The organism is Methylobacterium persicinum, from assembly GCF_022179525.1.
Lineage (GTDB): Bacteria > Pseudomonadota > Alphaproteobacteria > Rhizobiales > Beijerinckiaceae > Methylobacterium > Methylobacterium persicinum.
This window is the reverse complement of the sequence record NZ_BPQX01000011.1, coordinates 78,255-102,377: the sequence shown is the minus strand read 5'-3', so window position 1 is coordinate 102,377 and position 24,123 is coordinate 78,255. Positions and strand designations below refer to the sequence as shown.

The 24,123-nt window shown below is 69.5% G+C and carries 20 protein-coding genes; 8 read left to right on the top strand and 12 right to left on the bottom strand.

Translation table 11 applies throughout. The features are described 5' to 3' along the window. Positions 1-99: 99 nt before the first annotated feature. On the top strand, positions 100-444 hold the full coding sequence (locus MFF22_RS02775; RefSeq protein ID WP_012753004.1) for a hypothetical protein: 345 nt from the start codon (positions 100-102) through the stop codon (positions 442-444). 13 nt (positions 445-457) lie between these two features. On the opposite strand, the gene MFF22_RS02770 is transcribed toward MFF22_RS02775, so the two are convergent. After that, a complete protein-coding gene (locus MFF22_RS02770) occupies positions 458-1,180 on the bottom strand; it encodes an RES family NAD+ phosphorylase (protein ID WP_012753005.1) in 723 nt (240 codons plus the stop codon). Further along, positions 1,161-1,550 carry an MbcA/ParS/Xre antitoxin family protein gene (locus tag MFF22_RS02765; protein ID WP_012753006.1) on the bottom strand — a complete coding sequence of 130 codons (390 nt, stop codon included), beginning with the start codon at positions 1,548-1,550 and terminating at the stop codon, positions 1,161-1,163. Before MFF22_RS02765 ends, MFF22_RS02770 begins: the two co-directional genes overlap by 20 nt. Positions 1,551-1,713: 163 nt before the next feature. Here MFF22_RS02765 and MFF22_RS02760 point away from each other — a divergent pair, with 163 nt between their 5' ends. The 5 genes from MFF22_RS02760 (at position 1,714) to MFF22_RS02740 (ending at position 7,494) form a co-directional block, all read left to right on the top strand. Next, positions 1,714-2,421 carry a multiubiquitin domain-containing protein gene (locus tag MFF22_RS02760; protein WP_238247521.1) on the top strand — a complete coding sequence of 236 codons (708 nt, stop codon included), beginning with the start codon at positions 1,714-1,716 and terminating at the stop codon, positions 2,419-2,421. Next, positions 2,414-2,851, top strand: a complete 438-nt coding sequence (locus MFF22_RS02755; RefSeq protein ID WP_043766874.1) for a putative metal-binding protein — start codon at positions 2,414-2,416, stop codon at positions 2,849-2,851. Before MFF22_RS02760 ends, MFF22_RS02755 begins: the two co-directional genes overlap by 8 nt. Next, positions 2,848-3,318: a Mov34/MPN/PAD-1 family protein gene (locus MFF22_RS02750; protein WP_009865918.1), complete on the top strand. Its 471-nt coding sequence runs from the start codon at positions 2,848-2,850 to the stop codon at positions 3,316-3,318. The genes MFF22_RS02755 and MFF22_RS02750 overlap by 4 nt, the downstream gene beginning before the upstream one ends. Next, a complete protein-coding gene (locus tag MFF22_RS02745; protein ID WP_012753009.1) occupies positions 3,315-4,682 on the top strand; it encodes a ThiF family adenylyltransferase in 1,368 nt (455 codons plus the stop codon). Before MFF22_RS02750 ends, MFF22_RS02745 begins: the two co-directional genes overlap by 4 nt. Positions 4,683-6,249: 1,567 nt before the next feature. Further along, entirely contained in the window at positions 6,250-7,494 is a 1,245-nt protein-coding gene (locus MFF22_RS02740; RefSeq protein ID WP_012753011.1) for a hypothetical protein, read from the top strand. 6 nt (positions 7,495-7,500) lie between these two features. On the opposite strand, the gene MFF22_RS02735 is transcribed toward MFF22_RS02740, so the two are convergent. Next, positions 7,501-8,751 (bottom strand): hypothetical protein, encoded by a 1,251-nt coding sequence (locus MFF22_RS02735; protein WP_238247520.1) that lies wholly within the window; start codon positions 8,749-8,751, stop codon positions 7,501-7,503. Between the two features lie 1,499 nt (positions 8,752-10,250). Then, entirely contained in the window at positions 10,251-10,595 is a 345-nt protein-coding gene (locus MFF22_RS02730; RefSeq protein ID WP_122160893.1) for a hypothetical protein, read from the bottom strand. A 375-nt stretch (positions 10,596-10,970) separates the two neighbouring features. Between MFF22_RS02730 and MFF22_RS02725 the strand changes: the two genes are divergently transcribed. Beyond that, complete coding sequence (locus MFF22_RS02725; protein WP_122160892.1) at positions 10,971-12,281, top strand: hypothetical protein; 1,311 nt, start codon at positions 10,971-10,973, stop codon at positions 12,279-12,281. A gap of 64 nt (positions 12,282-12,345) precedes the next feature. Further along, a complete protein-coding gene (locus tag MFF22_RS02720; RefSeq protein ID WP_122160891.1) occupies positions 12,346-13,917 on the top strand; it encodes a MarR family winged helix-turn-helix transcriptional regulator in 1,572 nt (523 codons plus the stop codon). Between the two features lie 680 nt (positions 13,918-14,597). On the opposite strand, the gene MFF22_RS02715 is transcribed toward MFF22_RS02720, so the two are convergent. The 8 genes from MFF22_RS02715 to MFF22_RS02680 all read right to left on the bottom strand — a co-directional run bounded on the left by MFF22_RS02715 (position 14,598) and on the right by MFF22_RS02680 (position 24,065). Continuing rightward, positions 14,598-15,905 carry a PD-(D/E)XK nuclease domain-containing protein gene (locus tag MFF22_RS02715; protein WP_238247519.1) on the bottom strand — a complete coding sequence of 436 codons (1,308 nt, stop codon included), beginning with the start codon at positions 15,903-15,905 and terminating at the stop codon, positions 14,598-14,600. Further along, complete coding sequence (locus MFF22_RS02710) at positions 15,893-18,196, bottom strand: argonaute/piwi family protein (protein ID WP_209649733.1); 2,304 nt, start codon at positions 18,194-18,196, stop codon at positions 15,893-15,895. Before MFF22_RS02710 ends, MFF22_RS02715 begins: the two co-directional genes overlap by 13 nt. 540 nt (positions 18,197-18,736) lie before the next feature. Then, on the bottom strand, positions 18,737-19,147 hold the full coding sequence (locus MFF22_RS02705; protein ID WP_238247518.1) for a hypothetical protein: 411 nt from the start codon (positions 19,145-19,147) through the stop codon (positions 18,737-18,739). Positions 19,148-19,275: 128 nt separating this feature from the next. Further along, a complete protein-coding gene (locus tag MFF22_RS02700) occupies positions 19,276-20,901 on the bottom strand; it encodes an anti-phage dCTP deaminase (RefSeq protein WP_238247517.1) in 1,626 nt (541 codons plus the stop codon). A gap of 290 nt (positions 20,902-21,191) precedes the next feature. Next, positions 21,192-21,971, bottom strand: a complete 780-nt coding sequence (locus MFF22_RS02695; RefSeq protein ID WP_122160885.1) for a COG4705 family protein — start codon at positions 21,969-21,971, stop codon at positions 21,192-21,194. 29 nt (positions 21,972-22,000) lie between these two features. Then, positions 22,001-22,783 carry a COG4705 family protein gene (locus MFF22_RS02690; protein WP_238247516.1) on the bottom strand — a complete coding sequence of 261 codons (783 nt, stop codon included), beginning with the start codon at positions 22,781-22,783 and terminating at the stop codon, positions 22,001-22,003. Positions 22,784-22,812: 29 nt separating this feature from the next. Continuing rightward, on the bottom strand, positions 22,813-23,220 hold the full coding sequence (locus MFF22_RS02685; RefSeq protein ID WP_122160884.1) for a histidine kinase: 408 nt from the start codon (positions 23,218-23,220) through the stop codon (positions 22,813-22,815). A 68-nt stretch (positions 23,221-23,288) separates the two neighbouring features. Then, a complete protein-coding gene (locus tag MFF22_RS02680; protein ID WP_122160883.1) occupies positions 23,289-24,065 on the bottom strand; it encodes a COG4705 family protein in 777 nt (258 codons plus the stop codon). Positions 24,066-24,123: the final 58 nt, after the last annotated feature.

Sequence of the window (24,123 nt, the reverse complement as noted above, 5' to 3'; positions counted from 1 at the left end):
CGGCATGGTGTAATGACGGCGTGCCCGACCGTTCGGCCGGTCTCAGGGCACGGCATACGCTCGCGAAATCACGGCCCTTGTGGATGTTGGTGACACCGCATGTTTGACTGGCTCCGATCCCTCCTGCGCCGTCTCTGGCTTGGCCGTTCGGGCGACGCGCCTCGAACCGAACGTCCCGTTGAACCGCGGCACCGACAGGTCACGATCCGCCGCTACGGCGGTGGGGACAGGCCGCCGCCGCTGCACTGGAAGGCCTGCCACCCGTCGACGGTGAGGCGCTTCAAGGCCGAGATGACCTGCTCGCAGGGTCACGCGCTCGTGCTGAAGGACCACACGGTCACGGCGGAGGGCCGGGTCCTGCCGAGCGTCGTCTGCCAGGCTCGCGGCTGCACGTTCCACGAGTTCGTCCGCCTGGACGGTTGGGCGGCAGGCGAGCTGCGCTGAGGCGCGGCGGAGCTCAGGCGGCGAGCACGTCCTCCTCGCCGCCCAGGGTCTCTGGCCTGACCTCGCGCCCCTCGTCGTCGAACGCGTAGAGGAGGGCGATGCGGCGGCCGGTCCAGACGTACCGGTAGTGCACCGTCTGGATCGAGCGGCCGAGCACGCTTGCCCTGAGCACGGCCAGGCACGTCGCGCTTGAGCGCTCGGGAGGGTGGTAGAGAACCCCGTCGGCCTCGGAGGATACGCGGGCGCCGATCTCGCGGCACGCCTTCGCGTCGAGATCGGCCGGGACGTGGCGAAGGTCCACGAAGCGTCCCTCGGCCGGCGTCCGCAGCATGCGCATGTCGAGGCCGATGGGCGCCTCACGGGTCCGGGCGAGAAACCTCTCGCGACGCGCCACCGACACGGCGAGCGCGGTCTGGCGGTCCGCAGCCAGTTCCAGGCACGGCCTCAGGTGATCGAAGAAGCGGCTGCCCTCCGGGTTGCCGTAGGCGAAGGGCGCGTGGTTCCAGTTCTGCAGCCTCGGGGCATCGGCCGGGACCCCGGGTCGGAGCCGCGCGAGGCGGTCAATCGAGCGGAGGCGCGGGTTCGTGATGTCCTCGACCGCGACGAGGGCCTCGACCCTGCCGTCGGCCACGAGCCCGTCATAGACGGACACGGGCGGAAACCGGGACGGGATCAAGCGGAACGCGTCACCCTTCCACGTCGTCAGGGAAAAATCTTCAGCCGCCACGCTGAGCATCCAGGTAGATGCGGACCTTGTACAAGTCCGCGAATTTCCCCGAGAGCATGACGTCGAGCGCGCTCGCCCCATCGAAATACTCGTTCGGCGCCCTGATCCACTCGTCCCCACGCTCGTCTACGGTAAACAGGATGCGCAGCGCCTTCCAGATCGAGAGAAGGTGAGACACCCGCTCCGTCGTGTCCGGCGGGATGCTGCCCCCTTCCTTCTTCCACTTGAAAAACGTCGACCGCGCCGGCGAACCGAGAAGCGCGATCTGCTCGTCGGCGCTCAGGTGCCACCTGTCGGCCATCGCGAAGAACGCTTCGAGCTCCACAGGGAGCCGCGACGACCCAGCCTCGTTCCGGGCGCCGTGGGCAGAATTCGTCATCAACCCCTCCCTGGTCCAGAATCGGACTTGACGGCCGACCTAGTCCAGATACATACAGTCCCAGCCGAGACTGAAAGCGTCTTTTAGTCCAAGGCCGTCGTCCGTCAAGAGTGTGTACGGGAACGTCGGCGCGCGCCAGCAGGTGGAGACGAGGATGAAGGTTATGGATAACGCGCGGGCCCGCAGCTTCGTGTTCCCGGTGAACGGCACCCCGGTTCGCTTCGACGACGGCGAGGTCACCGGGCGTGAGGTCCTCACCAGGGCCGGCCTCTTGCCCGCGAGCGAGCACCAGCTCATCCTGGTCCGGGGCGGCCGCACCCACCTCGTGGGCACGGACGACAAGGTCGACCTCGTCGCCGAGGAAGGCGGCGCGTTTCGCGGCTTCCGCAGCGACCGCAGCTTCTCCTTCACGGTGGACGAGGTCGGCCAGGTCTGGGGTGACGGCCGGATCGAGGTCGACGAGCTCCTCGCCATCCTGCACGTCCCGGCAGGCCACGACCTCGTGCTGGAGCGCGAGGACGAGCCCGACAAGATCCTGCGGCCCGGCGGCGCGGTGTCGTTCGAGACTCGCGGCGTCGAGCACATCGTCTCGCGGCGCGCGCAACGGCCGGACTTCGTGCTGGTGACCGTGTTCACCACGAGCGGCGTTTTCCCGGCCGAGGGGGCGGTGCGGGTTCCCGCGACGACGCCGGTCGCGGACGTGCTGGTCCGCGCCGCGCGCAAGCTGGAGCTCGGCGACACCGCGACGTGGATCACGACCGTCGGCAACCGCGACATCGATCCGTCCGCCTCCTTTGCCGGGAACGGGCTCTCCGGCGAGGTCGAGATCGAGTGGGGGCCCCGCGAGGGCGGTGGGGGCGCCCGTGCTTGAGCTGCTCTCCCGGGCCGCGTTCGAGCGCGACGTGCGCCGCCTCGATTCCCGAACCGCGGCCCACCGCAACTGGACGGTCCTTCAGGCGGAGTATCCCGTGCTCGACGTGATCCTCGGGCATCCGACCGCCGCGCCCCTGAGGCTCCGTTTCACCTGCGTCGATTGGGACGACCTCCCCCCGTCGGTCGAACTGCTCGACGCCGCCGGGCAACACCTCTCGCAGGCTCCCCCCGGGGCCGGCGGCATCTTCCACCCCAGTCCCCATCCCGTGACCGGCCGCATGTTCGTCTGCATGCGCGGAACGCGCGAGTACCACACCCACTTCAGCCATGTCGGCGAGCGGTGGGACGGTTACCGCGGCCAGTCCGGCCTGGATCTGCTCGGCATCCTCGACCAGATCTGGCGCTGCTGGAAGAGGGCGGTCGGATGACAGCCGTCGCTTGCACCGCCGCCATCCTCGCGGAAACCCTCGACCGCCTCCGCGTCGGGGGGCGGCGCGGCGAGGAGCGCGCCGTGCTCTGGCTCGCGCGCTCGGCCTCGGCGGCGCCGACGCCCGTGCAGGAGGTCTACGAACCCGAGCAGGCCACCGCCGAGGACTACTTCCACCTGCCGCCCGCGAGCATGCGCGCGCTGATGGGGCACCTTCGCGCCCACCGTCTCAAGATCGTCGCCCAGGTCCATACCCATCCGGGCAGGGCGTTCCATTCCGAGGCGGACGACGCCTGGGCCATCGTCCGGCATCGCGGGGCCCTCTCCCTGGTGCTGCCGCGCTTCGCCGCGACGGCGACGCCCGGGACCTTCCTGGAGGAGGCGATGGTCTACGAGCTCTCGGACGCTGGACTGTGGGAGCATGTGCGCCGGCCGGGCGAGCGCATCCGCATCGAGGTGACGCCATGATCACGCCCGCCCAAGAGAACGCCCGGATGCTGGCCGCCATCCTCGGAAGCGACGAGGACGACGCGTCCGAGCGCCTCAACCGGGCGGTTCTGGTCACCGCTCCTCCCGGCGGCGCGGACGCCGCCTGGGCGGCGGAAGTGGCGGCCCTGCTCGCGCGGACCGTCGGCGTGGTGACCTCGCCGGCCGAGGAGGCGCAGCTCGAACTCGTCATCGGCGAGGCGGCCGCGCGGACGGACCTGCCCCGGCTGCACGCCGCCATCGACGCCGGCGGCGCCACCGTCGATGTCCGCCCCGTCGGGCGGACGGGCGGCCCGCCGCCCCATCCCCTGCTGGCCGCCGTCGCCGCATGCCCGGCGGCCGCCGCGACCCTGCGGATGCTGCTCGACGACCCGGCACTTCCGGCCGTCGCCTACCCGCTCCGGCTGGACTTCGACCAGCTCGGCGTGCCGGACGCGGCGCTCGCGACGACCGTCGATCTCTCGGACGCCGTGCTCGTCGGCGCCGGCGCCGTGGCCCACGGCTTCGTTCGCGCCCTGCGCCACCTGCGCGCCGTCGGCCGCCTCCGCATCGTCGACCCGAAAACGGTAGGCTCAGGCAATCCCAACCGCTGCCTCTACCTGGGCGACGAGGATGTCGGCCGCGACAAGGCCGTCGCGCTCGCCGAGCGCGCCGCGGCCGACTTCCCCGAGCTCGCGTTCGAACCACTCGTCCAGGACTTCTCGGCCTATTGCAAATCCGCGGGGCCGCCCGCCACGGCCATCGTCACGGTCGACAGCAGGCGCGCGCGGCGCGGGATCCAGAAGGAGCTTCCGGGCCGGGTCCTCGACGCGTCCACGACCGACGTGCGCGGCGTCGTCGTGCACTCGCACCGGCAGCCCACGCAGGATGCCTGCATGGCCTGCATCTACCGTCACGTTCCCGACGAGCACGCGCGGGAGCGCTCGATCGCGGATGGGCTGGGCGTCGACCTCGCCGCGGTCAGGGAGGGTTTCATCTCGGCCGAGGCCGCCGGGCGGATCCATCGGGCCCATCCCCAGATCGATCCCGCGGGGATCGTGGGCACGGCCTATGACAGCCTCTTCAAGCAGCTCTGCGCCGCACAGACACTGCTGACACCGGAAGGCAGGCAGGTGCTCGCCCCGTTCGCGTTCGTGTCGAGCATGGCCGGCGCCTTGCTGGTGGTCGAACTTCTGCGCTCGAACGCGGGGGCGGCGGCGACCAACTATTGGGCCGTCGATCCCTGGAAGGCCCCCATCGGGCGGCGCCGGCTGCGGCGGGCGCGCGATCCGCACTGCGAGTTCTGCTCCAAGCCCGAATCGGACGCGGCGGCCGAGCACCTCTGGGGCCGGAACGCGGCGGGGTGACCTGCCGACGCCGTGATCGCTCGGGCCCGCGGGACCGTTTTCCGGGGCGGCGCGCTCCGGGCGGCGAGGCGCCCGGAGCGTCGGGCGGCCCCTGAGCGAGGTGGTGTCGAGGCCGATCTCGGCGGCACGGCGCGAAGTGCCGCGACGCCGGCGGATGAGGCGGAAGAGCCGACGGCAGGCGGGCCCTTCGCCGGGCTCCGGGGCGGACCTCGGGGCGGGCGCCGAGCGGGGCCGGTCACGGCAGGCCGTCCGGGTCGGCCCTCCCGGGAAGGGGCGGCGCCGAAGCTGACAGGACGTCCACGCCCATCGAGCGTCGCCCGTCCGCGGGCCACGCCCAGACATGGTCCGGCAGCCGGGCTCGCTCGAAGGACAGGCTTCCCGGGAAGTCAGGACAAATTGTGTTGAGAGCGTTCCTTCGGCGAGGCCGGAAATCGGGACAAGCTTTCGCGATAGCTTGGCCCGCCGGCCCACGCCGGATCGGCCGTTCCAAGCCCCGGGCGGCGAGCCCCGCCGAGTGGGCGAGAGCGCTGGCCTGGCGATCGTAGAGCCGCCACCGTGGTGGCGAAGGCGCGGACGGGGGGCGAAGCTAAGGGCCGGGCTGATCGACCGCTACCGTCGCTTCGTCCGGCATCATCGCTCCGCCTCGCTCGGGAGCGGCGGAACGCCCACGGCATCGGACGCCACGCGCGGTCACAAGCCATGGACATCCGCGGACGTGTAACCACCGCGATCCGCGGGACGAAATCCAAAGAAAACGGCGAGACGTACGCGCCCCATCGTCGATTGCGGAGGTGAATATGAAAACGATCCTGTTTGCCGCTGCTGCGAGCGCCGCTCTTTACGCGTCGGCCCTCGCGCAAGGGGGTGCCCCGTACAATGCCAGTGGGCAACAGGCAGGGGGCCCGCGTGCGGGGATGGAGCGGCGTCTGGGAGTGTCGGTCAGCACCCCGACCGGGAGCCTTCTGCCGACACGGCGAAGGAGCGATGTTCGGAGCCGCTGCAGGCCCGATGGCAAGGGCCAATATGCCGGCGGCTACCGCGGCGAGTTGGCGCGCCGTGGATGCGCATAGCGAGGCTCGCTTGCCGAGAGGAATTCGGTCTGGTGCGCCGGGTGCATGGTCGGGCATCCGGGCGGCGACGCCGGCGCCTGACACCACCCGATGAGGTGGGTCGAGTGCGGGCATGAGCCCTTTCCGCGACGATCGCCCGATCGGCCGGTTGCGGCATCGGCACGCGCGCTCTTTCAGGGGTGAGCTGCGCGACGCTGATGTGCCAGCCGAGGTGACCCGGTTCGGCGAACGGGACGGCGTCGAGCTTCTCTCGCTGTCGAGTGCCGGGCGAGGATGGCCACGTGCACCGGCTCGTCACCTATCCAAACAGGGCGCACTCCATCGTGCGAGCGCGCCGCCATGGAGCCCGCGCAGGGCTTGATGGTCACCGCGGACCGACGGGATGCCCGCCCTTGGGAGCCGCCGCCTCGGGGCATCCCTCGGGGAAGTTGCGCGGCAATCCCTGGCCCGCAGGGACCGGGTCGGCTATCCCCTCGCGCCTCGCTGAGAGCGACGCGATGGCTTCCGATTTCCACGACTGGGACAAATCAGACGCATGGCAAACCGACCACCCGGTCATCCGGGCATTCGGCCGCCTGCGCACCACGGTCGCCATTGGGAAGCTCGCCGGCATCGCATCCCTACCCGCGAGGTTGAGCCCGCGGCAGCGGGGCGTCCTCCTGGCAGCCCTGGAGCGGTTGTACGCCGGTGGCGTCCGGCCGAGCCTGGCCGAGGACACGCGGCGAGGCCTGGGCGCGATGGCGTCGACCGGCGAAGTGACGTCGCGTGGCGTCGGCTGGCGTCAACTTGCCCCGACGCTCGGCCTCGGGGCGGGAGCGTTCGATCCGGATCGAGCCGCGGAGGAAGGGCGGCACCATCTCGTCGCACAGCTGCTCGCGATGTCGCCCAGATACTGGGCCGACCCGGTTCAGGCCATTCTGTTCACGGCCCTGCAGTACGGATTGGAAGTCGCCCTCCGTCGCGGACGCTGCAAGCCCGAGCCGCTCAAGACGGAAGCGGTGCTCCATTACATCCAAAGCGCGGTCGAGCACCGTGTGATCCCGGCCATGGACGAGGCGGGAGCCGGCCTGCCGGAAACATACACGCTCGACCTCGGCACCGCCTCCATGCAGGAGGGCCGGGATCTTCTCGCGGCGGACCTCGCGGTCGTCGCCGGCGTGCACGTCCTCGGGCGCCCGATGTACCGGATCGTCCTCTTCCAAGCCAAGAACGCGACCGCGACGGGCTTGACCGACGTCGGGAGGAACGAGGGACGGCAGCTCGACACGTTCCTCTCGACCGGGATGGGCTGGTACCTCTTCTACCCGGCCTGGGCGAGGAAGGGGGCCTTCATCACGACCGTCAGGCCGGCGACCGAGGTGTTCCACGATGTCTGGGCCCACGGTCAGGCGCCGGCCTTCGGGCAGGTCGACGCCTATGGCGGCGAGCGCTCGCCCGGGTGGGATTTCGCGTCGTTCGTCAGCATCGCCATGTCCTCCGGCCGCGACCTGTCGTTGGGGCGTCTCTTCCCGGACGCCGAGACCGCCGCCGAGGCTCTCGCGGACGACCGCAGGCAACCCTTGGCGGCCGACATCATCGCCATCGACCGGACGGGAAGGCTCGCGCTCCGCGACTTCATCGATGCGACCGCCAGCCTGGGGTACGGGGACGGACGGGTCTCGTCCTTTCCGTCCAGGCGTCATGCCGCGCACCGCCGCGACGAGGCGGGAAGTCCGGGCGACCCGTTTGCGCCCGGTTGGTGAGACCGTTCAGTCCGGCAGGCCGAAGGTCATCTCTCGGGCGAGGCAACCCGCGCGCAGCGAGGTGAGCCGGTCGCACGATTGGGCCAGCGTGCGGAGGACGTCCAGTTCCTGCGCGGGCGGCAAGAGATCGACGACCAGGCGCTCGACGTCGCGGTAGACGTCCTGCGACATCCAGGCGAGAAGGAACTCGGCCAAGCCGCGCCGCAGGGCTCGGTCGTCGCCGACGACCGCTCGGATCCGCCACTGCCACAGGCCCTTCTCCGCGTTGCCCAAATGGCGCCACACGGCGCGGGCGCCTGGGATATCCATGGGCAGGTCGGCAAGCTGGGCGTGCAAACGGACGATCATTTCCCCTGACGGAAGATCCCGTAGCGCCAAGACGAAGGCCTCCTCTCGCTCGGCGTCGGCCAACTCCGAGCGGACCGCGCGACGCCGGCGCGCGAGGTGCAGGAGGCTCAAGGCAGCGAACACCGCGCTTGCCGGCTCCGAGCCCTCCAAGGCGCGGACACCCGAGACGATTGCCGCTATGAAGGCCTCTGGATCGTCGTCGAAGAGCGGTTCGAGCCGAACGAGACGCCGGATGTCGTTGGCTTTCCAGGCGCGTGCGCCGGCGATGGCCCGCAGCCATTCCGCAGCGGCTGGCATGCCGCCAACCCTGTCCCGCAGGTCGGCACGGCCCTCAAGCTTCCCGAGCAGCGTTGGGAGCCACCTCTCGTCGGACAGAACGTCCCGGAAGGCGGCGAGGTAGTCTCCCGGGGGCGGTGCGCAGCGCTCGAAGAGGCGGGCTACCCCCCGTTCGATCGCGGGAGCAAGGATTTCCGCTTGAGCGAGGACGGCGGCGTCGAACGCGGTTCGGTCGCCTTCGACCATGGAACGCAGGCTGTGGAGCGCAAAGGCGTCGTCCCTGAAATCGAAGATGAGGTCGCTGACCGGCGCGGTCACGCCGAAGGCCAGCGCCGCCGTACCGTCCCCGCAGACCCGGAGCGGCGCGCCGTTCAGGAACGACAACAGGCGCCCGGGTTCGCCGCGCGCGCATCGAAAGCCTTGGGCGACGAACGCGGCGGCCTTCCCTCGAAGGTATGAGGATACTGGGTCGGAGGGCGCCCAGTGGCGTTGGATCTCCTCCAGGCACCGGATTGCCCGACCGCATCCTTCTTCCAGCGGCCAGGCGCCGTGCTCGATCGCCAGGATCGACAGCAGCGTGAACAAGGCGTGCTCGCGCTGCGTCAGCGGCGGTGTTCCGAACCGGTCGAACATGCCGATCCGGTCCCTCTCGCTCGGGACGTTGTCGCGTATCCAACGGTCGAAATCCTCTGCGACATCCGCCTCACGGAGCGGTTCGGGCAGCGCAAGGCGGGCAAGCCTCTTGATCGGGTGCGGGTCACCGTCGGTCGTCAGGTCAAGAGGTTGTACGCGCACGTGCTGTCTTCCTCTGCGGCTCCGGCCGTCGCGAATCCGCCACGTCGGCATTGTCCTTGCAGCCTTGCCGAAAGCAAAGTGGGGCGGACCGATAGGGCGGGCCCGCGAGAGCCATTGGGATGGCAGCTTCACCCGAAGTCGATCCCGCCCGCCGGTCGATTCTGGCCCCAGTTCCGGTTCCCGCCCCCGCAGGCGCAGGCACGACGGCCTTTTCGGGTTCGTGAAGCGGGGTCAGTCACGGCTCCTGTCCCGACCGAGCGCGGCCGACAGATCGCTTCCGCGCCTGGCTCCTGGGCTCGCGGACGCTCGTGGAGGCGCGTTCGACCCAGCGCATCCCGTCCGTCACCGGAGGCGGGCCAGACGGGGGCTGCCAGAGGCGTTCGGAAGGCCCCGTTCACGCCCTCCGTGCAGCCGCGACGCGCTGGCCTGATCGCGACAAACCCCACGAAGTTCAGCCTTCTCTGGCAATCGAGACAAACTTTGTTGAGAGCGCGCCTTCAGCGCACGCCAAAATCAGGACAGGCTTTCTAGAGAATTTATCCCGCCGGAGGGTGGGGGGCACGCCCGGCTTCTCCGATCATTCTTGCGCGGCCCCCATCCCGGCGGTTGGGTTGCTCAACCAGGCCGGCGAAGTGCGAACGAATTGTCATGGGGCCGCGTCCCGGACGACGTCGCGGAGCCTGCGGTCCCGCCGCGGATGCGCGACAAGGTTCGACGTTGTGGTTGAAGCCGACCCAGCTCGTCGGGAGATGTCGAGGCCCCGATCGATCCGGCGCAGCGAGCAAGTTCGGGCCGTGGCGGTGTCGAAACCGGTCGCCCTGGGTGCCGCAATCCGTCCCTGGCGTCCCCTTGCACTCAGATGGCCTTACGCTGGCGTGAGTGCAGCCTCATGGGAGCCCGCCAACTCCCCAAGCTCCGCCCCTCATCGGAGCGCAGGAGAGCCCTACGTTGTGCTATCGTGCCGAACGCATGAGCGCGCGACTAGGAGGGCTGCAGAGGCCGATTGTCATCAAAGTCAAAGTTCTTTGAGAGCAGCAGCACGCAAGGGCAATGTTCTAAGAGAGTCGAGTTAAATTCGATTGAGGAGGTCCCTCGGGCGCCCCCCGAAATCAGGACAAACTTCGTTGAGGAATTACATCCTCTGTAATTTCTCAGTAGATCTTGACCCTACGAACGAGTAACTTGTCCTGATTTACTGAGAAGCCTGTCCCTCGCGACTGTTCGGCTTTCGCAATGCGGTCGCGAGGCCATTGATTCAGAGATGTTCGCCACTGTCAATCGATGGCTCGGCTTGCGTAGTTCAGTTCTCGCCCACACCGTGAGAGCCGGGCGGCGTTTCAGGGCGGCCAATCGACTGTGAGGAAGCCATAGCGCGTGTCGCCGCCGACGCGTTTGGTGAAGGTCGTCACAGCACCGAGGGGCTCGATGTCGGCCGGCGGGTCCGTATTTTCCAGCACGATGACCTGACCGATGGCTGCGATCCCGGCAAGGTGCGCAGAGAAGCGCTTGTTGAGGCTGGTCGTCTTGATCGCGAGTTCGTCGTCGGCCAAGTCCCCATGCTTCTCGTCCATCGGCTCGCGGTAAGTCAGCAGGGGCGTGTCCAACACGACGAATCCGGGGTGCGGCAACTTCTTGTCGTGGCAGTACAGCATGAGGGCCACGTTGAAGGCGGCGTGCAGCACCCGGCGCTCCTTCCATCTGTTAGCCAACGCGTATCGGAGGGTAATCCGGCCGGGGAGGGCGGAGCGGCCATAGAGGATCCCGTGCGTCACCCGAGTGGTGCCGCGGGCGCGCCGTGAGCAGGATCGATCAGGAATGGCAGCGTCGGTCTGCCGAGGACATCCCACCACGGTGCCGCGGCGACCCGACGGTGGAGCGCGTATGGCGAGCGGTCCGCCGCGGCTGCGGACGGGCTTGACGCCGGCTGCCGCCGCAGTGATGACGCGCTCCCCCCGACCGCCCAGCCCGAACATGTCCCCTCCTCGTACGGCGCAGTTCGCGCATCCGCATCCCCGCGCCCGAGCGACCGCTCCGGCCCCCATCCGCCGGAGGCCCACATGCAGAGCCTGACCCGAGCGGCCTGGCTGGCCAAGATCGAACAGGTCTCGGCGGCCCTCGGCATCGACGGCGACGACCCGGCCACGTGGCGGCAGGCGCTCGTGCGCGCCTGGACGTTGCTGCCGCTCGCGCCGGTGACTGTCCAAGGCGCCTACGGGACCCTGCCGGAGGCCGACATCGTGGCCGCGGGCGACGCGGCCTACGCCATCGGCGGCGTGGCGCCGGGTGCCCTGGACCTGAGCGGGTGCGGGAGCGACGCGGAACGGCTGACCGGATTGGGCGGCTGGCTTCGCGCCGCCGAGCGGAAGATCGCCGAGATGGATACCGGGCGGCCGGTCCGGGACCCGAACGAGGATTGGCACCACGAGGCCGACGGGGAGGGCTTTTTCCTTGTCCCGGTGCCGCGCAGCGCATGGCGGCCCGCCTACTTGCCCGGCGCCTTGCCGCGGCCGTTCACCCGGCGGGCCCTGCTGCGTTTCCGCATCATCCCGGAGGTCATCAGGGGCCTGCCGGTGCACTTCACCGTTCACCCCCGTGTGGGGCTTGAGGACGCTGCCATGTCTTTCGGGGCGTCCCTGTTCGCGGACTTCGACGTGCTCCCGGAGGACGAGGCCGACGAGCGGCACTTCCTGGCGCGCGAGGCGGTCGGGCCGACGCCGGAGATCGTGAGGGCCGACATCGTCGAAGCCGCGCGCAGCGGGTGCTTCGCCCACGTCTTCCCGGAACTGACGCTGATGCCGGAGAAGCGGGAGGTCGTGCCGGCGACGCTCGCCGCGGCCGCGTGGAACCGCGCCGGGGAGGCCGTGCCGGGTCCCGACCTCGTCGTCGCCGGCACGTGGCACGAGCGCTACGGGGAGGACGCCTGGAATGAGGCGGTCGTCTACGGCGCCGCCGGAGAGGAGCTCCTGCGGTTCCGCAAGCTCTTCCCGTACCGCGACGAGAAGGGGCGCCACGAACGGATCGAGCTGGGCGAGGTGCTGGAGATCCTGGTGACCCGGCGCGGGCTGTACGGGTTCGGCGTGTGCCTCGACTTCTGCCAGAAGGCGACGCCTGTCCTGACGGAGCTGGACGTGGATTGGATGATCATACCTTCGTGCGGCGACTGGCGGACCATGCGGGATCACCTGAGCGCCGCCCATCAGCTCCAGGTCAGCTTCGACACCAGGAGCTTCGTGGTCCAGCAGGTCTATCCGAAGCGGGACGACGGGGGTCTGGGCTTCGTCCTGGCGGCCCCGGAGCGCGTCGTCGAGCGTACCGAAGCCGAGCTCGTCGTTTCACAATCTTTCAGCGTCTATCCGATCCTGACGTAGACGCCGCGTTGACTTGTGCGTTGCAAGCTCCAATGTGAAACTTCGTGAAAGATCGGAGATGCCCATGCGCGGTGACCTCAGGCAGCGAAGGCTGGAGGAGATCACCCTCGGCGAGATCGGCCCGTCGGACGCCTTCGCGCTGGTGAGGGAGCTTCTCGCCGAGGACGCGCCGAAGTTCGCCCGGGGCGTCTACCTGGCGCTCCAGGAGGTGGTCTGGCGCCTAGTCTCGGATCGGACGCCCGGCTCCGAGACGGCTCAGTGGCTCGACGTCTGCGGCCGTGCGAGCGTGTTGCTGCGCCGGGGCGGGGCGGAAGCCGTCGCCCACCAAGTGACGGCGCTCGGCGACCTGGTGGGGCGCACGGCCCGGTTCCTGGAGGCGCAGCCGGTCGACGAGGTTCTCGGGCGCCGCCACGTCGCGGAGGTGCTGCGGTTGCTGGCCGGGAACGTAGGGCCGACGAGCCGGGCGGCGGTCCTGGAGGCGACGGGGCTCGGTCAATCGAACCTGTCCCGCATGCTCACGATGCTGGAGGGGCATGGGCTGGTCCGTCGCGACAGGTCGGGACGGGAGGCCGAGCTGTACCTGACGGAAGCCGGCAAGGCGGCCGTGGCGAAGCTGGCGGGGAGGGCCTGCGACGTGCGGCCCGAGGCCCTCTGGAAGGCCCGCGGCATCGGGATCTGCGTCCTGACCGACGACGGGATCCTGTCGGCCGCCAATCCCGGGTTCGAGGAGGCCATCGGCACGCCGGCCGAGGTGGCGACCGCTTCGGTGTCGCGCGGGTCCGGTCCGGTGGACGTACGGACCGCCGAGAGGAGTTGGGCCCGTCGCGTCGAGTTCGGGGAAGTCCAGGGCGGGACGGCGTCCGTGTGGGTCGACGTCAGCGACCTCCACTTGGCGCTCGCCGAGGCGGAGATGCGGATCTCGGCCGGCGAGGCGAAGGTGGCCGGGCTGCGGGAGACGCTCGCCAAGGCGGAGGCTGCGGCCGCCGCGGCGGAGAAGCGCCTGCGACGCCAGCAACTCTCGGTCGAGGTCGTCCGGGAGCGTGCGGTCGGCCGCTTGGGCAGCATGGCCAGGCTCGTCCACGCGGGGGCTTGGGGAAAGGCCCGGGTCGCGCATCGGGCCGAGGACAGGCCATATCGGCAGATCGTGGCGATCAAGGAGGCGCTCGACAACCTCCTGGACGTGCGGATGCTGTCGCCGCGGTATCACGTCCTCGGTCACCTGGACGGTCGCGCCATCTTCGAGGACGTGGTCAAGTCGACCTATGCCCTGACGAACGCGAAGGTCGCGGTGGAGTATCCGGAGTGGCTGCGCACCGAGAAGGCCGACTACGTGGCGCTGGTCGAGCCGCTCAGCCATTTCCTGCTGACCACATGTGGGGCGGTGGAGTTGAGCATCGATCGGGATGACCGGAACGTCGTGGTCCACGGGGTCGGTCATCCGTCCCGGGAGTGCCAAGGGTCGCGGTCGGGAGCGTTCACGCCGATCGACGCGGCGGCGATGGATGCCTTCGCGGAGACCTGGGCCCAGCCGGGGATCGAGGTCCGGGTCACCGGCCTTCATTCGCACGACCGGGGCGTGGAATTCCGGATGAGCGTGCCGCGCGGGGTGGAGCACGCCCGGGAGGCGTCGGATTAGGGCCCGCGGGCATGGTCGTTGTACCCGTGCCGGCAAGCCTGGTCCCGGTCCTAGGGGCGCATGCCGCCCCCGCGGGCCCAACCCGACCTCGTCATGGTTCGACGTGGTAAGTTGGATGACGACGTTGGCCCAGGAGATGTTCGGGCAGGGGGACGGGCGTTGGTTCTACACCGGCCTGGAATTCGGCGGCGGCGACATCCCTTCGACCTACTATCCGGGTAACCGACCCTTCCATATGGGTATCCACCAATCGGTCGGGGACGGCAGGTATGGTCACCCGGAACGAGGCCCGGGCGGCGCGACGTATCGGGGGTGAGGGATGCACAACCCGGCGGGCTGGATGAGACGGCCTCCGTCCGCCCTGTCCGATAAGGAGCTCGGGAGGGGGCCATTCAGCGACATCGCCAAGCCGCTCGGCAGGTGGAAGGCTGATGCGAACTACCACGCCGTCATCGGGCGGGCTGACCTGACGGAGGCGTTCGAGAGCCGCCTCGCCGCGTTCGGGCGGGACATCCTGGAGAACCGGGCTTATATCCTGGGACGACACCCGGGGAGTCCCGATAATGGTCGCCTCCGAGCCGCCCGGAGAGATCCAAGCGGCTCGTCCATCTGCTCCCGTCGCTCGCAGCCGCCTAGGGCCGTTCGAGATCCGGTAAGGCCCCGGGGTTCCGGTTGCCCGGTCAGGGCAGGGGCTCGGATGCTTCGGGATCCGAGCATCGCGAGATGACGCCGATCCCGGGTGCGCCCGCTTTCGAAGCGCGACGGGTCCCGGTCCGCCCGGGACGAATGCGGTCCCCGGCATCCCTCCCCATCTTGCCGGGGCGCGGGACCACCACCGCGTCGTGGACCATCTCAAGCTTACGAAGGCCCTCGATCAGCTTCGGGTGCTCCTCCGTGCGGAACGAGTCGTCCCAAACGAACGGGATCAGCACGCGCCATTTCGGGTCCACGCGATAGAGCGCCGCGTCGGCCGCGATCTCCTCGACGATCTTGGCGAACGATACGCCCGAACGGACGAACTTCACCTCGATGACAAGGCCCAGGCTCGGTACGGTCAGGTCCATCCGAGGGTTCTTGTGCCCGACCGGCGGCGTGTACTCCTCCGCGTTGAGGTCCGGGAAAAGCGGGGCCAGAATCGCCCAGAGCATGTTCTGGACGTGGTACTCGTTCTCGATGTCCCAACGAACAAGCCGCGACCTGGGCGTGCGCGGTCGCTCCTCGCACGTCCAAAGCCGCAACGACCGCTCGACGCCCCGCAGCACCCGCAGGACGTCCCCTGGTTCGAGGCGCCCGATGCGGGCCGGCATGTTGGTCGCGCACAGGGCGTCGAAGGCCCGGAGGCACAGCGCCGCCTGCGCCGGGCCGGCCATTGCGGGCTCGTAGCGCAACGCGTTGCGCCAAGCGGGCCCTCGGCATTCCGGGTCAGCCGGAACGATGCCGAGGTCGGCGAGCGCGACCCTCGCTTCAGGCAGCATCGTCGCGAGGTCGCGCCGCGCGGGCGCTTCGAGGTTGTGTGCCGCCGCGACCATCAGGGAACGGTTGAACTCCGAAAGCCCGGCGGCCGCGGCGCCGCGCACCACCAGCGCGCCGAGCCACGCGGCATCCCGGCGGTCGAGCAGGCGGTGCACGCCCAGCGCGAGGCCGAGGCCGGACAGGCCGTCGGCCTCAAGGGTCGGCGGCAGATGCGGCCTGAACCAGCTTCGCGCCACGAGCCACGCGACCCCTTCGCGGAACGCCTCGCGGTATGTCCCGGCAAGGCTTGGATCGGTCGCGGCGTAGCCGAGGATCGCCACGTGCCCGGCGGAGCGCCCGCCGGGCAACCCAAGGGCCGTCGCCGCAGCCGCGGCGAGATCCCCCAGCGGATCCGCGTCTCCGAGGACCCAGGCGCGAAAGGCCCGGACGAGGGGGGACGCGTCCTCTTCACGGGAGGCGGCGGCGAGGCCGGCTCGGACGTCGGCGACACCGGGCCCGTCGCTCAAAGAAACCACGGCTTCCTCATGATGCGACCGCCTTCGGCGGCATCCGTGTCCCAACCCGGCGTCCGCTCCAGGCCTGACAGCTGCTTGGCGACCTCGTCGGCGTAAATGAGTGGGATGGGCAGGCCGGAGGGCCCGAAGGTCCGCCAGGAATGGAACGCGAAATCCGACGCCTGACGCACGAGGACCGCCATGTCGCGATACGTCGAGCTGTCGTGCAGGCGCAGAAGCACGGGACCGGGCAGGCCGTGCGCGGCCGCCTTCACCTCCTTGCGCCCCGTCAGCGAGAGGAGCCACTCCCTCTCGCTCAACCGCACCGCCTGCCCCCGCTCCGGCGCGAACGCTCCCTTGCCGTCGGGCCAGGCGCGGTCGAACATCGTGAACGGATGATCCTCGACGACGTGCAGGAACGCGAAGCTGACGTTCGTCGCGCCGATCCCGGCGACCGCCGTCTCGACGGCCTGAACCGTCTCCCGGCTGAGCTGCGTGAACGCGTGGAAGACGAGCCTGACCGCGTCGCCGGGACGCCAAGCCTCCTCCCGACCGATGCGCCCGATGGCGTCGACGATGCTCTCGCTCAAAGCGGCCGGGTAGGCCTCGAACGGAACCGCCGCGGTCCGGGCGTCCAGCAAGTAGTGGCCTTGGCTGGAGAAGACCGTCGCGATGCCGACGAACCGCTCGCCGGCTCCGCGACGGCCTTCCTTGAGCGTGTGCGACCCGAGCCCGACGACGAGTTCATGGTCGGTCGGCGAGCGCGCGACCAGCAGCCAGGGAGCGCCGCCGAGCTTGGCGTATGTCGCCAGGCTCATGTTGGCCAACGCGTTCGCGTACCCGAACGCGTCGAGGCCCAGCATCTCGGTCGAGAGCGCCTGGACCGGCACGTCCCGCTTGAGAAACGTCGCCTTGCTCATCCAGTACGGGCTATCCGCGTGCGGCCGTTCCTGCAGGGCCCGCTCCACCTGCACCATGGCGAGGTCCAATGGCTCGTCGCGCGCCGCCGCATCCCTCAGGGCGGCCCGCGCGGCTTCGGCATAGGCCGGGCCGCCGCGACCGGCGGCCTCGAAGTAACGGACCTCGGGCTCGTCGAGCCTGAAACGGCCGAGAAGCCCGCGGCCGTGGGGAACGAGACCCGTGTCGCTCGCGATGTCGGGCCTGCCGTGCAGGAAATCCCGGATCGCCGCGGCGACCTCGTCACGACGACCGGCCTCGTGAAGGACAGCGATGCGCGGCCTCTTCGGCTCGAACGTCTGCCGGTCGAACGGCCCGATGCGGTCGAGGCTCTGCTGTTTCCAGCTGTTCGAGGTCTCGGGCGAATGGACAGGGTCGAACGACAGCTTCGGCCGCCAGACGGCCTCGGCGGGCGGGAAGGCGCCTGCGTCGACGGCCTGATCGATCAGCTCCTCCAGGCGGAGTGGAACGCCGTCGGCCAGGTTCATCGACCGATTCCCGAGCTGGTTGAGCACCCCATGCACGATCTCGATGGTCCGCCTGCCGCCATGCCACTCCGCCTCGGCCTTCTGGACCGCCTTGAACGCCCGCTCGGAACGCCCTTGCGTGATGACCTCGACCACCTTGTTGAAGTTGGCGCGCGTGGGTTCGAGGAAGACCTCCTCGCTCGACACGACGGACGGGCCTGCCCCATGATCGTCCAGCGTCAGCGTATCCTGCCCGACCTCGACGACGCGGCCCGCGTAGGCGAGCCGCCGCGATACCTTCGGGTCGGGATCCTCGCGCCAGGACGAGACCGCCACACCGGTCAGCGGCACGCCGAGTTCGAGGAGGGTCCGACACGACGCGTCGATGATCGTGCGCAGCCGCTTGGAGCAGGTGAGGACGACGAAGGCATCGCCCCGGGGCGGTCGCAGGATGCGCGTGTCGAATTCCAGGACCAGCCGCTTCTTCAGCCAATCGGGTAGGCCGATGTCGTCCGCGAGTACGTTCTCCCTCTTGCCGGCGACGGTGGGCGGTCTCCTGCGGATCAGGAGGTCAGCCTCCGGAGAGGCCGCGAGCAAACGGAAGACCGCCTCTCGGGTCAAAGCCGACACGAGCCGCAGGTGCTCGGCCGCGGGCAGTTCCGTCCTGTCCGTCGGGAGGTGCGCCCCGGCGGTGAGGGGCACGACCGCCATGTCCGTCTCGTCGTGCCGCGTCGCGAACACGTCGTTCTCCGACCGGTCGAGGTAGGCGTGGAGCAGCGCACGGTCGAACGGGACCACCGAGGCCGGGATCGTTCCCGGAGGCGTCAGGACGCGGATTGCGTTCAGGGCGAGCTGCGGGCGGACCCTTTCGCCGGGACGGAAAGCCATGCCGCACTATACCCGGCGGTCGCGTCCAGACGAGCCGCAACCGTCCTGCCGCGCGGCCGTCCACACCCTATGCGGTCAAAATCCCGGAGCGGTCAAAACCAAGGAACCCGTACGCCGACCTTCGACACGTCGCGCGAGCGTTGAGAGAAAGCCCTCCGGCCTTGGCGGATCTCGGATAAGCCCAACCCAATATCCGGAGCGGCGACCGCGTCATCGATCAACCGGCAGGTCGGCACGTGCCGGACCACGGCCCCCGACCGCACCGCCAGGTCCCGCAGCCGCCGTGAATACGCCGAGAGGAAAGTCCAAGTTTCGGCCCGCCCCCCGGTCGTCATCGCCACGGGGGCGTCGAAAATCGCTCGCTAGGGCAACGGCACCGGTATGGCGTCGGGGTCGTGCGGGCGTCACATCCTGGAATGCGAAGACTAGCCCCGTGGCGACAATGACCCGGCCTTGGGGGCCTGAGCAGCCGCTTCGGACATCACCGGCCGGTATCGCTCAGACGATTTGGCCAGCGCGTTTCGGAGCGCCTCGGTTAGTTCAGCTGCCGTTGCCGGTGAGGGCGAGCGCGTCGTGAGGCTGAACCTTCCAGATAGGGTCCCCGTCGCCGACCACGCCGCGCAGGGTCTCGTCGAGGACATCGACGTCGGGTAGGCGGTTGACCAACACGATGGTCGAAGACCGCATCGGATTGCCGTCCTGTCCGACCACACGCGCCATCGCCTCCCGCACGGATTGTCGCCGCTGCCATCGGGCCGACTGATCCCTTGGCGGACGCAGGTCTATCGGCACGTGCAGGTAACGGCATGACAGGTCTTCGAACAGTCGGAAGACCGACGGTCTGCTCAACCCGGGAAGATCGAAGTACGGGTAGAGCCGGGCATCGACCACCAGCGCGTGCGGGCTCATGAAAACGGCACGCTTGAACGTCACGCCGTGGACCTCGGCCATGGGCAGGCACGAAACCCGGCGAACGGGGCGATGGTCGAAGAGCGAGAGCTGCCGCACCGGCGTCGACGACCCCGGAAAACCCTCGCTCTCCCAGGATGTTGTCTCGACGAGGCGGAGGAGTGGTTTGCTCACGCTTGCAGCGCTCCCAGGCCCGATTCGAGATCCAGATAATGTACCCGCAGCACCTCCGAGTGACCACCCCAAACCGGCTCGCCGACCCGGTAATCCCCGGTCAGCTTGTCCTTGTAGTCACGGTCCTTCAGGAACGCGCGGGCGTACATCCTCGGTGCGACCCCGACGAACGGATGGAACAGGACCTTCGCGTTGGCCGTGGAGGCTGGAACACCGGGCCGTGCGGGGACGACAGTTCCCGAACCCTGCACGCCCGAGGGCGGTTCCCAGCCGTCCACAGCCGTCGTGATGGCGTCGCAATGGAGGCTGATCGCCCGGCTCTTGGGATAGGGCTCGATGTACTGCACCTCATCGATCCCGGCGGCGACGATATGCCGGGCGCAGTAATGGCAGGGGAAGGTGCTGACATAGAGACGGCATCCCCTCGGCGAGGTGCCGGTCCGGGCGGCGGTCAGGATCGCGTCCATCTCCGCATGGACCGCCCGGCTGAACTCGATCAGCCCGCCGATCTTCGTGCGCCGAAGCTCGGCCACCGCCCGCACTTTCTCCTTCCCCTCGGCCAGGGCCGGGTACTTGTCGATGAGTTCGCCGATGATCTCGTTCTGCTCGCGGTTGCTGCTGCAGAACTTGTCCGGCCGGAACGCGCAGCGATGGTCGGAGGCCTCCCCGTCGAGATCGGTCCCGTAAAGCCCTCCGCCCGCCCTGGGCACGTCGTTGGTGCCGGTCGCGACGATGTTTCCCTTCGCGTCCACGAGCGCCGCCCCGACCTGCCGCGACAGGCAAGCGCTCCTCAGTTGCGCCGAATGGGCCTGATGCATCGCCGTCTCGGCGACGTTCGGCCGGATGACCTCCGACGCCGTGAGGATCCGCACCAGGCGCCGCAGCGGCTCGTTCATCCCGGTGTTCTTCGGATCGTCGCCGGCATCCTTCGAATTGTCGACGAAGAAATCCGCCTCGTGAAAGGTATCGACGACGTGCTGGCCGTGGCTCTCCGGCGCATCGCCGTCCCGGTCCATGAAGGCCGTGACCGCCCGGCGCGTTTCCTGACGGCCCCTGTCGTTGAAGTCGAACAGCTCCCGGGTCAGTCGGCCATGGCGGGCATCGTCGTCGCATACGACACCGACGAGCGTGAAGGCGTCCTGGTAGATCCTGCGGAGGAGATGCGCCTCCGCAGGATGGCGCAGGGAGTCGATGATGTAGGCACGAGGCTTCCCGTCGATCTCGCCCTCCGGCCTGCCGCTCGCCTCCGCGCGGAGGGCGCGGATGCGCGCGACGACCGCGCGGGCGACCGCGGCATTGTCGTCGAAGGCCAGCCGCATCGCGTCGCCCAGATCCTGCATGTGCACGACGCCGGCGAGCGTCTTGCGACCGCCAACCGGGCCGAGGTCGCGGCCGTTGTTCCTGGCCCAGGCCTTGATCTCTGCGCTCGCCTTGACGATGCGGACCTCGTATCCGCCGTCCCCGACCGACTGCGTTTCAAGGAATTCCTTGACGATCTGAGCGGCTCGGCCTGCCCCGGAACCTCCCGGTCCGACGACCGCGATGAAGAGCTCGTTCGCGCGAAAGCTCCGAAGCAGGCTCTGGCTCGTCTCGCCCGGGCGCGGGCCGGCCGCGGTTGGCAAACGTCCGGCTGTCGCTGCATCGGCCATTGGGGGTCGACTCTCGGAATGCCGTGGTCACGGTCGCACTGATCGAACGCCGCGGAGATGACACGGCGGCCCTGGGCTGTGAAGTGGCCATCCCAGGTTGTCTCCGCTGCCCTCTCCGTCCGACGACATGTTCTGCCCTCCACGGCCAACCGGTCATACGCTGAAGTGCGAACGTGAAGCGTGGAGCCGACCTCATTGGACCGGTCACGCGGGCGGGTGATGCGATCCTTGGCCGTCGTGCGCTCCGGCGGAAAGGTGTCGGGTCATGGCGACGCCTGTGCGTCGACGCCCGGATGCTGACCCGCGCGCTGCGGCAGCAGGACGATCAGGGCGACGATGAAGGCCGCGATGACCGCCGAGGCGAGGGGCCGGCTCAGGTTCAAGCCGCCGTCGCTGACCGGCTTGTCGAGGAAGTCGCCGACCGTGGCCCCGAGCGGTCGGGTCAGGATGAACGCCGCCCAGAAAAGCGTGACCCGTGAAACGGAGGTCCGGTAGTACAGGAGGATGACCACCGCGAGCGCCGCCCCGAAGACGAGGGCGCCGCCCTCGTAGCCGAGGCCGCCGGTGTCGGCGAGCCAGTCGCCGAGCGCGGTGCCCAACGTCTGCGAGAAGGTGATCGCCCCCCAATAGAACGCCTCGACCCGGGGGGTCGAGACCGTGTCCACCGACACGGTGCCCTCGGTCGCGTACCAGAGCCCGAGCACGGCCGCGAGGCAGGCGAGGAGCAGGGTCGACCCGCCGGTGTACCCGATGCCGAGCGAGCGGTCGGCGAAGTCCGCCATCGTCGTGCCAAAAGTGGTCGAGGCGACGATCGTGGACCAGTACAGGACCGGGTGGAACCGCTTCGACATGATCTGGGCGACCACGAGCCCGACCAGCAGCACGGCGAACAGGGCGGTGCCGGCCAGGTAACCCCAATTGAGGGTCATGGTGACGGTGTCGCCGCCGGTCTCGCCGAGCGTGGTGGCCAGGATCTTGACGACCCAGAATCCCAGCGTGACCTCGGGTACCTTGCTTAGGGCGCGTTCGTGACGGTCGTCCATCGGACCTGCTCCTTGTTCGAGGGGAAACCTCACGGCGCGTCGGCGCAGGCCGCCCTGCGACCGGCACGCTGCGGGATGAGGAGGACGAGCCCGGCCATGACGAGCGCGAGGAGCCCGGAGATCGTGATGTCGTCGATGCCCAGGCCGCCGGAAGCGACCGGCTTGTCGAGCGAGTTGGCGAGGGTGGCGCCGAGCGGCCGCGTCAGGACGAACGCCGTCCAGAACAGCATCGGCCTGGAAACGCGCGTTCGCAGATGGAGGGCCGTGACCCCGGCGAGCGCGACGAGGATGAGGAGGGCGCTCCCGCTGTACCCGAGCCCGCTGCTGTCGGCCATCCAGTCGCCCAGCGCGGTGCCGAGCGTTTGGGAGAACATGACGGTGGCCCAGTAGAAACCCTCGGCCCGCGGGGATCGCACCGTCTCGACGGCGACCGTGCCGAGCGCGCGCTTCCACAGGATCAGGGTCGCAGCGACCGATCCGAGTAGCACCAGGGACCCGCCCGCGTAGCCGATGCCGAGGGACCGGTCGCAGAAGTCGGCGAGGGTCGTGCCGGCGAGCGTGGTCGCGGTGACCACGGACCAGTACAGGAGTGGATGGAAGCGGTCCGCCCGGACCTGGGCGGCGAGCAGCACCGCCAGGGCGGATCCGAAGATCGCCGTGCCGGCGAGATAGCCGAGGCCAAGCGTCAACGTGACGGCGTTGCCGCCCACCTCGCCCAGGGTCGTGGCCACGATCTTGATGGCCCAAAACCCGGCGGTGGCTTCGGGCACCTTGGCGGGTTCGATGTGTCCGGGTCGCTCGGTCGGTTGCATCGGGCTGCCGTGGGAAAGCGAGGGCCGGCTCAGGCGGTGTGGGTCTGGTCGATGATGGCGAGCAGGTCGTCGACCGCGCGACGGCAGGCGGCCGGATCGGGATTCGACGCCCGCAGCGCGTCGAGGGCGCGGTCGATGGCCTTGTCCACGACGTGCCAGTCGGCGGCGTCTCGCGGCTTCAGGCCGGCCTCGGACGCGTCCCAGGACAATTCCAGGTCCTTGATGCGCGCCTTGGCGGCGGCGAGGTCGCCCCGGTCGGCCATCGCCTTCACGTCGACGACGATGGTCCGGAACTTGGAGAGGTCGCCGAGCTTCGACGCCGCCATCGCGGTAGGCGTCGCTCCGACGGCGGCGTCCTGCATCGCCAGCAGGCCCAGGGGGGCGGCCGTGACGCCGATGACCGTCGCGGCGATGGCGGCGAGGAGGATGTTTCGCATGGTCGTTGAGTCCGTGTCGTGCGGCGTTGGAAGGACTGGAGGATGGGGATGCGCGAGGCGGCGGAGGGTCAGGCCCGCCGATGTCCGGTCGGCTCGCCCGGGCGTCCGGAGACAAGGCTCAGGGACGTCACCAGGGCGGCGATGATGGCGAAGAAGACGAGGCTGGTGGAGGCCGTGCCGAAGCCGAAGCCGCCGTATTCCCGTGCCTGCGACAGCAGATCGCCCAGCGATGCGCCGAGGGGGCGCGTGACGATGTAGGCGAGCCAGAAGGTAGTCACCGGGTTCGCGCCCAGGCGCCGGGCGAGGGCGAGGGCGGCCAGGATCGTGCCGAAGATGACGACGCCGAGATTGAAGCCGAGCCCCAGCGCCTCCGTGGCCAGGTCGCCCGCGGCCGTGCCGAGCGCGAAGGTCAGGAGGATGGCGAGCCAGTAGAACGCCTCGCGGCGCCGCGTCACGATGGCGTGGATCGAGAGCGTCCGCTCGGTCGCGTACCAGAGCGCGTACACGGCGGCGAGGGCGGCCGCGAACACGCCGGTGCTGACGAAGAGGCTCACGCCGAGCTTGTCGGTCAGGATGTCGGTGACCTGCGTGCCGACCACGCTGACGAGGACGACGGTCGACCAATAGGTCCATGGCACATAGCGCCGCTCCCGCACCTGCAGGGCGAGGACGGCCGCGAGTAGGCCGGCCGTGAGGGCGGTGGTGGCCGCGGCACCCAGGCCGACGTTCACCGCGAGGTAATCCGCGCCGGTCTCGCCGACGGTCGTGGAGAGTATTTTGATGACCCAGAAGGCCGCGGTGACCTCCGGTACCTTGTTCAAGACCTGGCGCTGGATCTCGCTCATCCCCGTCTCCCGTCCGTCATGGTCGGAGCCGGTGATAGCGAGCCAGAATGAGGGCAGA